Annotated in this window: 16 protein-coding genes; all 16 read right to left on the bottom strand. The window is 45.6% G+C overall.

The genetic code is table 11. The annotated features are described in order from the left end of the window. Positions 1 to 24: 24 nt before the first annotated feature. The gene (locus tag ACIPK1_RS08895) at positions 25 to 1,194 is read right to left on the bottom strand and encodes an SIS domain-containing protein (protein WP_301387538.1); all 1,170 of its coding nucleotides are present in this window, start codon (positions 1,192 to 1,194) and stop codon (positions 25 to 27) included. Positions 1,195 to 1,372: 178 nt separating this feature from the next. Then, positions 1,373 to 2,107, bottom strand: coding sequence for a GntR family transcriptional regulator (locus tag ACIPK1_RS08890; protein WP_016619581.1), 735 nt, complete (start codon positions 2,105 to 2,107; stop codon positions 1,373 to 1,375). 214 nt (positions 2,108 to 2,321) lie between these two features. Next, a complete protein-coding gene (locus ACIPK1_RS08885) occupies positions 2,322 to 3,350 on the bottom strand; it encodes a PTS system mannose/fructose/sorbose family transporter subunit IID (protein WP_008376454.1) in 1,029 nt (342 codons plus the stop codon). Beyond that, complete coding sequence (locus tag ACIPK1_RS08880) at positions 3,340 to 4,146, bottom strand: PTS mannose/fructose/sorbose/N-acetylgalactosamine transporter subunit IIC (RefSeq protein WP_400450546.1); 807 nt, start codon at positions 4,144 to 4,146, stop codon at positions 3,340 to 3,342. Before ACIPK1_RS08880 ends, ACIPK1_RS08885 begins: the two co-directional genes overlap by 11 nt. Positions 4,147 to 4,172: 26 nt before the next feature. Continuing rightward, a complete protein-coding gene (gene agaV, locus ACIPK1_RS08875) occupies positions 4,173 to 4,655 on the bottom strand; it encodes a PTS N-acetylgalactosamine transporter subunit IIB (RefSeq protein WP_061053601.1) in 483 nt (160 codons plus the stop codon). Positions 4,656 to 4,674: 19 nt separating this feature from the next. Further along, on the bottom strand, positions 4,675 to 4,950 hold the full coding sequence (yajC, locus tag ACIPK1_RS08870) for a preprotein translocase subunit YajC (protein WP_121260316.1): 276 nt from the start codon (positions 4,948 to 4,950) through the stop codon (positions 4,675 to 4,677). 2 nt (positions 4,951 to 4,952) lie between these two features. Then, positions 4,953 to 5,384: a PTS sugar transporter subunit IIA gene (locus ACIPK1_RS08865; protein WP_400450544.1), complete on the bottom strand. Its 432-nt coding sequence runs from the start codon at positions 5,382 to 5,384 to the stop codon at positions 4,953 to 4,955. 646 nt (positions 5,385 to 6,030) lie between these two features. Next, positions 6,031 to 6,627 carry an alpha/beta hydrolase gene (locus ACIPK1_RS08860; RefSeq protein ID WP_086316771.1) on the bottom strand — a complete coding sequence of 199 codons (597 nt, stop codon included), beginning with the start codon at positions 6,625 to 6,627 and terminating at the stop codon, positions 6,031 to 6,033. Between the two features lie 13 nt (positions 6,628 to 6,640). Continuing rightward, positions 6,641 to 7,249, bottom strand: coding sequence for a flavin reductase family protein (locus tag ACIPK1_RS08855; protein ID WP_086332884.1), 609 nt, complete (start codon positions 7,247 to 7,249; stop codon positions 6,641 to 6,643). 17 nt (positions 7,250 to 7,266) lie between these two features. Beyond that, on the bottom strand, positions 7,267 to 8,160 hold the full coding sequence (locus ACIPK1_RS08850; RefSeq protein ID WP_301387526.1) for a VOC family protein: 894 nt from the start codon (positions 8,158 to 8,160) through the stop codon (positions 7,267 to 7,269). A gap of 13 nt (positions 8,161 to 8,173) precedes the next feature. Beyond that, positions 8,174 to 9,136 carry a ring-cleaving dioxygenase gene (locus tag ACIPK1_RS08845; protein WP_016611543.1) on the bottom strand — a complete coding sequence of 321 codons (963 nt, stop codon included), beginning with the start codon at positions 9,134 to 9,136 and terminating at the stop codon, positions 8,174 to 8,176. Positions 9,137 to 9,146: 10 nt separating this feature from the next. After that, a complete protein-coding gene (locus tag ACIPK1_RS08840) occupies positions 9,147 to 9,575 on the bottom strand; it encodes a MarR family winged helix-turn-helix transcriptional regulator (protein WP_016611544.1) in 429 nt (142 codons plus the stop codon). A gap of 300 nt (positions 9,576 to 9,875) precedes the next feature. Continuing rightward, entirely contained in the window at positions 9,876 to 10,940 is a 1,065-nt protein-coding gene (locus ACIPK1_RS08835; protein WP_016619575.1) for a bifunctional transcriptional activator/DNA repair enzyme AdaA, read from the bottom strand. A 296-nt stretch (positions 10,941 to 11,236) separates the two neighbouring features. Then, entirely contained in the window at positions 11,237 to 11,755 is a 519-nt protein-coding gene (locus tag ACIPK1_RS08830; RefSeq protein WP_086372524.1) for a glycosyl-4,4'-diaponeurosporenoate acyltransferase, read from the bottom strand. Between the two features lie 6 nt (positions 11,756 to 11,761). Further along, the gene (locus ACIPK1_RS08825; protein ID WP_086372523.1) at positions 11,762 to 12,868 is read right to left on the bottom strand and encodes a glycosyltransferase; all 1,107 of its coding nucleotides are present in this window, start codon (positions 12,866 to 12,868) and stop codon (positions 11,762 to 11,764) included. A gap of 11 nt (positions 12,869 to 12,879) precedes the next feature. Continuing rightward, entirely contained in the window at positions 12,880 to 14,367 is a 1,488-nt protein-coding gene (locus tag ACIPK1_RS08820; RefSeq protein ID WP_301387523.1) for an NAD(P)/FAD-dependent oxidoreductase, read from the bottom strand. Positions 14,368 to 14,602 lie beyond the last annotated feature (235 nt).

Below are 14,602 nucleotides of genomic sequence, written 5' to 3'. Positions count from 1 at the left end.
CGTGGTGGGCTTTCTCAATCATCGTTAGTTTTTATATGGATGAATCGTCACGCCTTTGACCACCCGATTGACGGTACGCGTTGGCGAAGGGGTATCCGGTGTATTACCGACTTTGATCGATGCCAACAGTGCGATCGTTTGCGCAAAAACAATGTCTGCTAAGGTAAGATAGCCATCTGGCAGTGAAGTGTCATCTGGAAAGAAAAAGTTTGTTCCTGAAAAATTCACAGCTGCCGGCTGTCCGATGGCGGTCACTGCGACGGCGATGCCGTCACTCTTTAATTCTTCCAACATATCAAGATCATATTGCCGCGTGTATGGCGTATTGCTGACAAAGACAAAGACGAGGGTTTGATCATCTACGAATGATTTCGGTCCATGACGGAAGCCCATCGAAGAATCGAACACGGTGGCGATTTTTCCCGCAGTCAGTTCCAATACTTTTAGCTGTGCTTCCCTGGTCAACCCCGACAACGTGCCTGAACCAAGGTAAACGATTCGCTTAAAGGAACGGTCCGTCAGTACTTGGAGTTCTGTTTCTCTATCGATCACTTCTTGCCCCAACCGGCTAAGGGTTTCAACATAATGCCCTTTTTCCGCCAGAGGCGTCTGGTCAAAAATCAGCAGTGCCGAAAGGGCCATGCAAGAAAAGCTTCCCGTCATCGCAAATCCAGCATCATTTGACCTCTCAGGCATCAATAACAGATAACTCGCTTCATCAGCGGCAGCTTGTTGTGCCAAAGATCCGTCGGCTGCACAAGTGATCGTCAAATGATAGCTGTCGGCAACGAATTGATCGACGATTTTGACCGCTGCTAAACTTTCTGGTGAATTGCCACTTCTAGCAAAAGAAACGAGCAGTGTTGGCTCATCCGCAAATAAAACTTGTTCTGGAGCAGCGACAATATCCGTCGTAGCAATACTTTCAAAAAGATAATCCACCGTTGCGCCGTTCTTATTCAAGTAAGGAACGATCGTATCTCCAACATATTGCGATGTCCCCGCACCCGTGAAGACCACGCGGATTCGCTTGTCCGTCTTTTGCTTGATAGTACGTAAGAAAGCCGCGATCGCCTCTTGCTTTTCTTGATAGATCGTCAAGGTTTCTTGCCACAGTTCTGGCTGTTGTTTGATTTCTCTTGTTGTAATCTCCGCACCTAATTCTGCTAATTCCTTTGTTGACAGTTGAAACATCTTTCTTCCTCCTAGCTGCTGGTTTTCCAGTATGTATTCCCAGTGACGGTACGAGGAGCGTTGTCTTGGATGAATACTTAGCGATCACCCAAAGGGCAAACTTCCTCGACCTCACTGGTTTTGAATACACACCTTTTCTTTGCTCGAGCGGATCATTTCAGACTGTCTAGGAAATGCGCTACTCGTCGTTACGCAAGTGGCGGACTTTGTATCTAAATTGGTCTGCTCGAGCAACACTCAAGGTGTATTCGATCACTTCATTTTCAATATTGAACGTGCTGCGTACCAGGTTCAACACCGGCGCACCTTCGTGGATTTTTAGCAATGCCGCATCTTTCGCACTGGCAATGCTGGCAAAAAATTCTTCGTCCGCTAGGCGGATCACTTGATGAAAATCTTCATGGAAGATATCGTACAATGGTTTTTGCTCGATCATCTCACTCGTTAAATTCATGAAGCGCTTGACGGGCAGATAAGAACGCTCGATCATCATCGGTTGGCCATCAGCAAGACGCAATCGTTTTAACTTGTAGATCGGCTCGCCAATGGAAACTTGCAACTGAGTGGCAAAATATTTTGTCGCTTCCATTTTTTTGAATGCCAATACTCTAGTTTCCGGTTGTTTCCCCAGTGCTTTCATCTGTTCGGTAAAACTATAGGAACCCGATAAATTGGTTGCCTGCTTGCGGATATCCGAGACAAAGGTTCCTTTACCATGTTGGCGATAAATATAGCCTAATTTTTCTAACTCCTGTAGTGCCAAGCGAACGGTGGTCCGACTTAACCCGTAGCGCTTTGACAGTTCTCTTTCTGAGGGAAGCATCGTGTCTGCTTCCATTTCATTTTCGATTTTTTCAATCAGTAAATTTAACAATTGATCGTATAATGGTTGTCGATTTTTATTGATATTCATAAGCCCCTCCAAACTGGTTACTACCACATAACGAGTGTACTATTTCCCGATAAGCGTGTCAAACAATCGTCTACAGGGGCTCTGTTTCCTGAGCTTGCATCTCTTCACGTAGGAAAATGAACCAATTGCCAGCACGAGCTAAGCTAAAAAGTCAGCTTTTGCTTGCTTAGCAAAACTCCTCCTACGGTTTGCGCCGTTTCTTCTGCTAGCTTGCTTATTGCGGCCAAATGGATGGATACAGACCAAAGCCAGAACCGATCAAGCCGATCACTAGCAGCAAAGCGATACATTTCAACGGCGTCCAACCGCGTTTTGATAAGAAGAAATACAGCATCAGTGTGATGGTCAATGGAATCACTTGCGGCAAGATCCCATCGAGGATTTTTTGAATATCGATCGTCACGGGCACTTCGTTGACTTTGTTAAACGTCAATTCATATTTGCCGTTAGCCAATTCGTTGACCGCCGCATTTTCTTGCAGTGTGTCGGTCAATTGTCCATTCTCATCCGTGGTATACAGCATGTCTTCGTAAGCGGCAATGGCTGCTTGATCATCCACGATCGTCGTCGCTTGTGTCACTTCATTGGTAGTACCGTTAGGGATCTGAATATCCAAAGACGTCGCCCCATACACGCAGGTCAAGGAACCGACAACAAAAATCCCTAAAATACTCGCTGCTCGGGTGAACTCTTTGGCATTTTCCGTTAAGATCCCAATCGCATCTGTCCCTAAACGATAGGACCAATGCATCAAGAAGAACCGTAAACCAAATTGGGCCGCATTGAATACCAGTAAGAAAATAAACGGTGCAGCGATGTTGCCGTTGATCGCCATATTGGCTGTGATACCAGCTGTTATCGGTACCAGAGTGAACCAGAATAACGCGTCCCCGATCCCGCCTAGCGGTCCCATCGCGGCGACTCGCACTGCCCGAATCATGGGAATATCGGCTTTGTTTTGTTCCATCGATAGAATGATCCCCATCACAAAGTTCACGAGGAATGGATGAGTATTGAAAAACTCTAGGTTATGGCTCATTGAAGCAGCCAAGTCCTTTTCATTTTTGTGGATTTTTTTCAATCCAGGTAAAATACTGAATAACCAGCCTCCTGCTTGCATTCGCTCATAGTTGAAAGAGGCTTGTAGAAATAAGGAACGCCAAACCATATTGTTCAAGGTCTTTTTATCCAGTTGTTCTGCGGGCGCTTGTTCGCTATAAGAATCGGGAATATTATATGCCATCTTCATCGCCTCCGAAATCATAGGTATTGGCTGTTGCTACTTTAAATTTGGACTGGATTTGATAATCCCAAAAGGCTAATGCAAAACCGATAAAGGCTAGAATGATCAAGGCTGGTCCTTGCAAGGAAGGTGCCGCCATTACGATCGTGGCTAAACCAAACCCCATAAAGAAGAAGCCCCACATTTCTTTGGAAACCATCACTTTTAGTAAAATCGCAAAACCGACATACCGCATCATGCCCCCAGCTGCGCCGAGCCCACCCATCAACCATTGAGGGATCGCTGCGACCGCCTGATTCCCGAAGGCAGCACCGCCGATAAAGAATAAGACCACAATCAAGCCGAAGATCGTTCCAAGTCCCACCATCGCTAAATAATTGATCCGGTCAATGCCCTTCGTATTGGCATCATGGGCGTAGCGGTCAGCTTTTGACATCACTGGCGACATTAGTGAGAAGATAATCGTCACCCCATATTGCCCCAGCAAAGAAAACGGAATCGCCGTAGCAACCGCTACTGTCGGTTCCAGCTGCAGCGTGATCGCTAAGATTGCTGCCATAATTCCGCCAATCACCGCATTTGGCGGTTGCGCGCCGCCCACCGGCATATTGCCGATCGTCATTAACTGATACGTTCCACCAACGATCAAGCCGGTTTGAAGATCTCCAAGAATAAGTCCGATAACCATCCCAGTAACAATGGGTTGGTACAATGATTCTAAAAAACTAAATTGATCGATTGCGGCAATGAATGTAACTATGAAGACTAAAATGATTTGAAAAATCGTGTAATCCATTTTCTTTCTCCTTCCTTACCTCTGCATCACTGAAATAATTTCTTTTCATCTTCAACAGGTGTCGTTGGAACCCGCTGAATCACTAATTGCACCCCCATTTCCTTCAGTTTTTTAAAGGCATTGACATCTGCTTCATCGACGGCAACTGTTGTAGCAACCTGTCTCTTCCCTTCTGACATATGCATATTCCCAATGTTGAGTTTCTTGATCGGCACCCCACCTTCAGCTAATTTCAACGCATCTTGAGGATTTTCAACCACCATGAAAATCTTTTGTTTTGGCGATGCTTTATGAATGATCTCGATGGTTTTTTGAATCGAGAAATACCTCGTTTGGACGCCAGCTGGCGCCGCCATATCCATCAACCCTTGTCTGACTTTGTCTTTGGCGACCTTATCGTTTGCCACTAAAATTAGATTTGCCCCCAACGTACCGTTCCATTGTGTGGCAACTTGCCCATGAATCAACCGATTGTCGATTCGCGTCAACAAAATATTTGGTTCTCCCATAAATATGTCCTCCTTCTATTTACTGCATGATTTCTGCAACCGCACTGCGTTCTACTTCGATCACCGTTCCCGATTTCACCCTTAGATCGACCGTCTCTTTCCCCAGTGTTTGAATCTCCCCAATAATGCCGCCGTACAATTTGATTTTCTGTCCCTTTTTCAAGGACTGCTGCAATTCAGCGAAATAGCCTTTTTGCTTTTTCAGATGTTTCCCATTCAAGAAAGATGAGACCGCCAAAAAGAGAAAGAGAAAAACAAGCACCACGATTGAGGCTGCTAAGATCATTTCCCACATCGTTAAATCCCTTCTTCCTCATTGATTTCCTCATGGCCTTTGATCTTTCCGTGAAAAATACCGCTCTTGCCAATCTCTGCCAGTTCTTGACAAAAACGCTCTGGATCAGTTGCCGTATATCTAGTCAACGAACCTTCCACTAGCATCAGTAGATTGCTGCCGCCGATGACCTCGACTTGCGGGTCCTCATTGGCAGCGGTCATTGCAACATTAAAAGGGGTCCCGCCCACAAGGTCTGCACAAATCACGACCCCATCACAGGTTTCCTTTAATTGATCGATTGCTCCTTGCAACTCTTTTTCAAAGTCAGCTAACGGATTTTCCTCTAAAAACGGCACTGCTAGAAACTGTTCTTGCGGCCCTGCAATCATCGCAAGCGCGTTTTCCATCCCTTGCGCAAATTCCCCATGACCTGTTAAAACCAAACCAAGCATCTTATGTCCTCCCCTTACTCTCAACTGGTAGTAACCACATATCCAATATAAACGCTTTCATTTTGTCTGTCAACAATTTTTTGTTTTTATATAAAAATGTCTTTGTTATCTTTAAATACGAAAAATGGCGCCAAAACAATGATTATCAATTAATAACCCAATTGATAAAGGTATTGAAATCCATCAAGGGAACGACCTTAATGTTATTTTTAACAAGTAGGTTCACTGGTTTTTGAGTCTTGGTATCTAAAGAACCACAAGTCACTCACTATTCACCGATACAACAATCAACGTTGTTAAATAAAGGAACTATCAACAAATTTGCTTCCTTACTAAAAAAACCAGCTAGGTATAATCCCTAACTGGTTTTGATCATCACCAAACTCATTTTCCATTATGTGTTTTATTAAATTGTATTACCATTTTTTTTAGGAATAATTCATGTTATTAACTTAAACAGGTTAGAGATAACAAGCTACCTTATAATCTAGAAGCTTTAAGAATATAAAAACCACCCATACTAACAGAACTAATGTAAAGCATATCTTGGTGGAGCTGATCTACTCTCTGTTCAATGTTTTCACGTGAAACAAAAAAACCTAACCAACCAGCAGGATCGCTGTTTGATTAGGAAATAGGCACTGCTTTATTGTTTGGTCAACCACGTGCGCGAGTGTTCAACTTCTTCATACGTTAACTGATGACTCGGGGTCCAAACGGTTGAAAGGACTGCCCCCCGCGAGGTAAAGATCTCTTGGACGTAAGCACTGTCAGCTAGGGAAACGATCGGATCGTTTCTGCCAAAACTCATAAACACATGAGTGTCAGGCAAGGAATTCGTCGGTACATTCTCGACTGGATACATGGCGTGGTAGAGGATCGCTTTTTTGAAGTGGTCACTATCATTTAGTAATAAGCGAATGGCAATGTTGGCGCCATTGGAATAACCCACCAGTACCACTTGCGCTAACGAAAAGTTGTATTCTTTGGCGGCTTGCCGAATAAAATCGGCTAATTCGTCGCCGCGAAGTGCTAAGTCGGCTTCATCATACACCCCTTCAGCTAGGCGTTTGAAGTAACGGGGCATGCCGTTTTCTAAGACATTGCCGCGAATACCTAATAGTGACGCTTGGGGATCAAGGGCTTTGCCTACTTCTAGCAGCGACTGTTCGTCGCCACCGGTGCCGTGGAGCAGCACCAAAACTGGTGCGTCGGCTGCTCCTTGTTGGTAGATTGCTTTCATCGAAGTTCCTCCTTTAACTTGGTCGTTTGATATCGAAAATCTCCCCAATCGTTGCGTAAGAATTTCCCGCTAGCCGGCTGACTGCTTGTAAGGCACGGGGATCGATCTTGCCGTCTTGATAGACATCCTCTGCAATCTGGTAGCCGACGACTTCCAACAATAAGAGATCGGCAGTGGTCTGCTGGTCTTTTTTGATGGGTACGTGCTGATGCAGAATCGTTTCTAAGCGGACACTGGCTTCTTTCAAGCCAGGAACGGCAATCATTTTCGATGTCGTTGTGGTAAATCCAGAAACCGTCAACTCGCTTTGGTCTGCGGGCAATAATGCCGCGGTTTTATTGGCCTCTTGGACATTTGTTTGATCCAAAATATGCACGACGGCTTCTTTCGTCGCCAACAGATTGCGGGCGGTGTCTTTCAGTTCCCCCTCTTTGCGCTGGATAGCCAACGAGAGGATCACAGGTTCTGAGCTGACGATGTTAAAAAAACTAAATGGGGCGATGTTGACGATACCATCGGCTGATTGCGTACTGACCACTGCCACTGGCCGTGGAATGATGGAGCCAATCAGTAGCTTATAATTTTCTCGTTGGGTCAAATCCTTGGGATCTAAATAGTGCATACAGCGTCTCCTTTTTTCTAAACCGATAAGTCTGGCAAGCGATCCTCGATCTCTGCACGACGGCTTTCAAATTGGGCTGGCAACATCAACTGCTGTCCTAACGTTTCCAACGGTTCATCAACGAAAAAGCCCGGGGTTTCTGTTGCGATCTCAAAGACGATGTTGCCCCGCTCTTGGAAATAGACGGCTTTGAAATAATTGCGGTCTTTGATTTCAGTGACTCCGTATCTTTGATCGTACAAGTATTCTTGCCACTCTTTTTGCACTGCTTCCGTTGGCACAGACCACGCGATGTGATGGACGGTGCCGACACCCCAGCGTCCTGCTGGCAGTGCTTCATGGGGCACGACGATCTCATGAGCGAGGGTGCCTGCGGTATGAAGATGGGTGCTTTTCTCTGTTTTGTTAAAAATGTTTAGTCCTAGATCATCTGCCAACGTTTGAATGGTCGCTTCTGGTTGTGCCGAAAGCAAGACGGCCCCATGAAAGCCTACAATCGCTGGTGTTTCCGCCGATTCTTCGGATTCGACTAACGCCAAAGACAGGTCATGCTGATCATGAAGTTCTAAAGTTGGCCGGTCAAACAATGTACTTTCTTGGACAGTTACTTGATGTTTCGCCAAATGTTCTTGCCAATAGGCACTGCTACCTTTAGGAATACGAAAGGCGATCGTGCCGACTTGTCCGCTTCCTACTCGTCCAGGATGGGCATTTGCCCAAGGGAAGAAAGTGATGATGGTCCCATTTTCTAACGCTTGATTGCTGTAATAAAGATGATACGTGTAGGGATCATCAAAATTGACGGTTTGTTTGACGAGGCGCAACCCCAACACGTCACGGTAAAAGGCAACGTTCGTTTGCGGATCGCCTACGATGGCTGAAATATGGTGGATCTGTTGAATGGGTTGCATACTATGTGCCTCCTTAGGCGCGTTTTGTATTGAAGGGTTTGATGACTCCTTCGATGTATTCACGGCGATTTTCTAAAAATGGTGCCAATGATAAGGATTCACCCAATGTTTCATACGGCTCATCCCCCATAAACCCTGGTTCATCTGTCGCTAGTTCAAAAAGAATATGGCCGATGCGCACATACAAGGATTCAAAATAGTAGCGATCCACATAGCCGGAGTTGGCCAATCCCAAGTTATCAAAGATTTCTTGCCAAACTGCTAATGAGTCGTGGTGAGCTAAACGAAAAGCGACATGATGCACTTCGCCATCGCCTTGTTGTGCTTGCGGGCTCGTGGTATCTTCCACTAAAACGACTTGAGCGCCATTGCCGCCTTCACCGACTTCTAGCAAATAGCGATTGTCTACTTGATCAATGGTTTTGAAATCAAAAACGGATTCCAGCAGCCCTTTGAAATCTGCCAAGTAAGAAACAGACATTTCGACAGGACCTAAGCCATAAATCGCAAATTCAGTAGGAACCGGTCCTTTTTTCCAAGGGGTACCAGCTTTCACGCCAGTATTGTGTTCATCAGAGATCAATTGATAGGCTTGCGTATCAAAATCCCAAAAGCGCAACACTTTTTTCCCAAATTCGGTGGTGATTGCTTCGTGTTTTACCTCAAATTCATCAAAGCGTGCGGCATAATAATCAAGGGCAGCATCACTGGGTACTCGGAAACTGGTGCGGGTGATCGAGTTGGTTCCTTTGCTGCCGCGAGCGGTATTGGGAAAATCAAAGAACGTCATGGTCGTTCCCGGTGTCCCTAAATCATCCGCAAAGTAGGTATGGTACGTATAAATGTCATCTTGATTTACGGTTTTTTTCACTAAACGCATCCCTAACACATCCGTAAAGAAATGGTAATTCCGTTCCACATCACTTGTCATGGCCGTCACATGGTGTACCCCTAATAATTGATCTTGTTTTCTCATTTTCTTTTCCTCATTTCTGATCGTAAGTTATTTTTCGTAAAATTGTTTTTAATTGTTGCAATTCTTCACTGCTGAGTTCGGAAAAACTCGCCGCAATCTTTTGTGCATGACTGGGAAAAATTTTCTCCATCAATGCCCTGCCTGCTTCCGTAATACTGACGTAAGTTACCCGTTGATCTTCTTGGCTAGGTTCCCGGCGCACGCAGCCTTTTTTGACTAATTGATCGACTACATAGGTTGTCGAGCTGCTGGCGATCAAAATTTTTTCCTTGATGGCTTGCGTCGTATGGGTGCCTTTATGGTAAAGCAATTCCAGTACAGAAAACTCTGTAATATTTAAGCCATAACAACGAACATCTTTTTTTGCCACTTGTTCCAAACGACTCGCCGTACGCAGCAAACCGATGTACGCTTTGAGCGCTTCTTCTTGATGCGCCATTTTCCTCACCTCTTTATTTCGAATTCGAGATAATCATAACTTACTTTTTGTAAGTTGTAAAAAGATATGCTTTGGTTGTTTAAGAAAATCATTCAATGCTTATTTTTATAGAGGTTAAGAACGGTTAGACACTAACGAAGGTCCCACCTTTTCTCTATGTCCCCTTCAAATCTAATAAAAAAGCAGAACTCATGAAAGATTCCATAAGTTCCGCTAAATATATATTTTACTGAAGAGGATTCGATCCATTCCATGTACTGATCGATGAAGCGCTGATTCCTACGCATAGTTATCTCTTTTTCAAATCTTTACAGTCGGCTGGACCTGCTTTTCCAAAGCCAGCAACCACTTTTTGCGTTCGACACCGCCGCCATAGCCGCCGATACTACCATCACTATTGATGACACGGTGACATGGAACGATCAACGCCAATTGATTTTTTCCGTTGGCGTTGGCAACAGCTCGGGTGGCTTTTTCATTGCCGATTCGCTGTGCCAATTGTTTGTAGGAGTATGTTTCTCCAATCTTCATCGCCAACAGCTGCTGCCAGACGGCTTTCTGAAAATCGGAGCCGATCAATGCAATTGGAATCGTGAAAACAGTTCGATTTCCTGCAAAATATTCCGTCAGTTCTTGCTTGAGTTGCTGAATGATTGCCGTTTGCTGCGGAATAATCACTGCATTCAAGCGGCTTCTCAAAACAGCGATTTCCGTTTCTAGCCCTCTGCGATCCACGAATTCTAACAAGTAAAGCTGCTGCTGGTCGCTGATTGCCAGCATCGATCCCAGCTTGGTCTCAAGCCAAGCAGAAGAAAGAATCGTTTTTTCGCGGCTGTTGGAAGGCAATTCCCCCATAATCCGGGAAAACGCATCTCGAAAGCCGTTGCCAGAATCGAAGCCGGCTTCTAATTGTGCTTGGATCAGCGGTTCTCCTTCACGAATCTGCTTAAACGCTAACCCTAAACGGCGTGCACGGGAATATTCGATAAAGGTCATGCCAAAATATTTTTTAAATTGTCGGCGTGCGGTATTGGGATGGATCGCTAGTGCTTCAAAATCTTTGTCGGTCCACTTTTTCTCTGGGTTACTCTCCACGGCTTCCACCAGGCTTTTCACGTCAGGGGATAAGTGGCTAGGTGAGCTGAGCGGGCGACATCGTTTACAGGGACGATACGCCGCCAGCAACGCTTCTTGTGCCGTCTGAAAAAACTCGCAATTTTTTTTGAGCGGTTTTTTCGCTGGGCAGGTGGGACGGCAAAAGACGCCGGTGGTTTTTACCCCAACGTAAAAAATCCCTTCATATTGGGAATTTTTTTCAATCAGCATGTCGTAATAGTGGTCCCGTTGTCGGCTATCTTCAATCATCTTGCGCATCCCTCCTTCTTTTCTACACTTACAAAAATACTTTGTACCTGTCCTAACACACGACCAACCAATGCAGCAGCCTGCAAAGGCAGGTCGAAAATTTGCCCATATCCTTCTGATGACATACGATCACCCTTTCCTCTGAATGACCTTAGTGTACAAAGAATGGTCTTGACGCATCCCATAAAAATTAACACCAATTTTTTAAAAAGGATCGAAGGCAGTTATCCTCCGATCCTTTTGATTTCCCGTTTGCCTATTTTTCGGCGAATCTTAAAAGCAACGCCTACATGAACCTAGACCATCGCCTTCTGCTTGACTTGCAGGGCACTTTTTTTCCGCAAGACTCGCTCCAAACGGGGGCGATTATAGCGTTGGATCATGATGAATGGGCAGTTGGCCAATAACGCATAGGCGATCATCACCCAGCCCGCCCACGTAGGATTCCAGAGGAAAAAGAACGGTGCTGGAACAATCAGCAGCCAATGGGTCAGCTCTGCTCGGCGTGTTTCGATGACGAATTTTTCCAGATAGTCCTTTTGTTGCTGATCCAAGCGAGATTTGTCAAAGCCTTTTTTGGCAATCACAGTGCCGTCGGGCAATTTGTCTTTCCACTGACGAATACGAAATACCTCCGCCCAGATCCTACCGCCTTTTTCAAAGGCAAAAGAATGGAACCAGTTGGTATGACGTTCAAAAAAAGCATCACTGACTTTGCGCAAGCCAAACGAGATGCCTAGATGAAACAGCAGCCAAGCCAAGCTGTCTGTAAAGAGCAAGAGCAGTGGAGATAAGGTGATCAGCGGCATGTGCATCGCCTCCTATAAATTGATTTTTCGTCCTTTCCAGGTCACGGATTTCAACAAATGGGTTTGGATCCATGACCAACCAAATAAGCCTAGGAAAAAAAGAAAGTAACATGGGAAAAAAAGCAGCAAGACTCGGTTGAAGTTGCCGACACGGCGGGCAAAGCACAGAGTTTGTCCAAAATAAGCAGCATAAAAAAGCAGTCCTAGCCAAAGCGGTTCCATCAGAAATGGTGCCGCCAGTACCCCAATGCCGCCGCTGATCCACAAGATGACACCCGCCATGATCAAAGGGTGAGTGAATTGCGAAGCAGTGGCAAAGTCCTTCGTCCAGCCTTGAACAAGTTGACGAACACCAGCTGGATACATCCGAAAGGCCAACAGGTCTTTTCCACCATACAAGGTGATCGGCAAGCGTTTTTTCTTAAAGCGTCTCGCTAATGCTAGATCATCTAAGATTCCTTGTGGCATGTCCTGATGCCCATTGGCTTGAAGGTACGCTGTTTTGCTGCACAAGATACACGGACCAAAGGCGCCGCCGGCTGAGAGTTTTTCGCCTACGATAGAGAAACGGTTCAACCCGACAGGTAAGATGACATTAAAGACGGCAGATAGTTGTTCATACAGGCGCTTCGTTTGATGATAGGGCTGCACCGAGAGCAGGCCTTGTCCCGATCGCTCCTCATACGCAGCGAAAAGGCGCTCTAAGCCATCTTCTGCTAGAAAGAAGGTATCGGCATCCAAAAATAATAGATACTTGCCCACCGCTTGTGAGGCGCCTAACCAGCAAGCCGCCGCTTTCCCAGCAGAATTAGCAGCGGTTTTCAAGACCGTCGCACCGAAGCAATTGGCACAGGCGATCGTCTCGTCTTCCGATCCGTCATCAACCACCAAAATCTCCACAGGATAAAGGGTTTGCTGCTGCAAGGATGCCAACAATTGCGGCAAATTTTCTGCTTCATTGCGGGCGGGGATGATGATCGACAATTCTGCCCTCTCCTTCAAGTCTTTGGATGCGGCTGTCTCCTTGCGGGTGGGTATCGTCGGCAGGCGAAAAAAAATCAGCCAGCCTGCCAGCCAAGCAGCGCAAATACCAGCGAGCAACAGGTACACAGTCATCATCCTTTCTTGTCTTAGTGTTCTCTTTTGGTGATCATCTCACTGACTTGCTGGCCACTAAGGGTCACCATCGGCATGCCGGCACCGGGATTGACCGTACCGCCAACGAAGTATAGATTTTCGTAGCGTTCGCTGTGTTTCGGGTGTTTAAAGCCATGATTTTTCTTGCGATTAGAGACTGTGCCGTAGATGGCGCCGCGATGTGACAAATAATTCTTTTGGATGTCTTCGGGTGTCCAGCGGTCTTCATACACGATGTGCTTGCGTAGATCCGTTAAGCCCATGTTTTCCAGCTTGATCAAGATCCGTTCACGAAAGGCATCGTATTCCGCTTCCGTAAAGGGTTTATCCTGCAAATAAGGGATATGAGGCAAGATTTTGATGTTCTCATGCCCTGCCACTGTTTGCGAAGGATCGGTTTTGTTGGCATTGACCAAATAGATCGTTGGGTCTTCCGGCAGCTGATGCTGATGGAAATTTTGATCAAAGTTTTCTTTTGAGGCATTTGAAAAGAAAAAGTTGTGGTGCGCTAGTTGCGGATAGGAGGTTTTGACCCCTAAGTGCAAGACAAAGCCAGAACTTGCTGGTTCAAATTTTTCTTCCAGTTTTTGAGTAAAGGTCGGCGCTTCTTCTAACAGCTCTTCATATGCCGGGATCACTTCCATATTGGAAACAAAATAGTCCGCTTCGATCAACGTACCATCATCCAAACGAGCGGCACGGATTTGTTCTTGTTCAACGATCAATTTTTCCACTTTATGTCCCGTATGGAAGGTCACACCGATCTCTTTTGCTAAGCGAACGATGCCTTCGGCTAACCGATGCATCCCGCCTGGCACGTACCAGACACCTTGGGCATGCTGCATGTAGATCATCATGTTCAAGACGGCTGGGGCGTCATAAGGAGACGAGCCGACATACTTGATAAAATAGCTCAGCATGTCTTGCAGCTGCGGATTGCTGACACGTTTTTGAATGGCATCATGCATGGAAGAGAAATAATCAAAGCCTTTCAGCGCTTTGATCACGCCGTGATACTTCAAGATTTCTTTCGTGGTATCTAAGCCTTTCTCGAAATAGCCTTTTTCCGTGATATCATAAATCTTTTGCGCATAGTCCAAAAAGTCTTGGTACTCTGCCATGTCTTTTTCCGACAAGTGGGGGTTTTCCTTTGCCATGCGGGCAAGATCGCCATAGAGATCAATCTTGGTGCCGTCGGGGAAAAAGGAGCGCCATTCCAATGGCAATCGGCGAATCGCAACATAATCCGCCATATCGCGATTGCTGCCAGTAAATAATTTTTCAAAAATCTGCGGCATCGTCAAAATCGAAGGACCTAAGTCAAAGCCGAAGCCGTTTGTTTCCAGTCGGTTCAATTTGCCACCTAAATGGTGATTTTTTTCATATAATGATACATCAAAGCCATTTTGGGCTAATGAGACCGCCGCTGATAGACCACCAAGTCCGCCGCCGATCACTACAACTGTTTTTTTCTCATTCATTGAGTCGCTCCTCGTTTGCTTTAATAAACGTCCCTATTTAGCCAATTCTTTTCACCGAAACAGACGGTTGCGTCTCACTGCAACTGCGTGTCTTCGCACTATTTTGGCATTGGCCACTTGAATCAAAGGATCGTTTTTCTAGATAATTCTATAGTATCACACCTTTGAAAAAATGACGGGGATGAGCCTACCGGTCAACTGATGCTGTTTTTTCTCAACCATGATTTCAGCGAAT

It is taken from the genome of Enterococcus sp. NPDC086594, from assembly GCF_044746145.1.
Lineage (GTDB): Bacteria > Bacillota > Bacilli > Lactobacillales > Enterococcaceae > Enterococcus_D > Enterococcus_D entomosocium.
The sequence above is the reverse complement of the archived record's forward strand: the minus strand, read 5'-3'. Positions and strand labels throughout refer to the sequence as shown.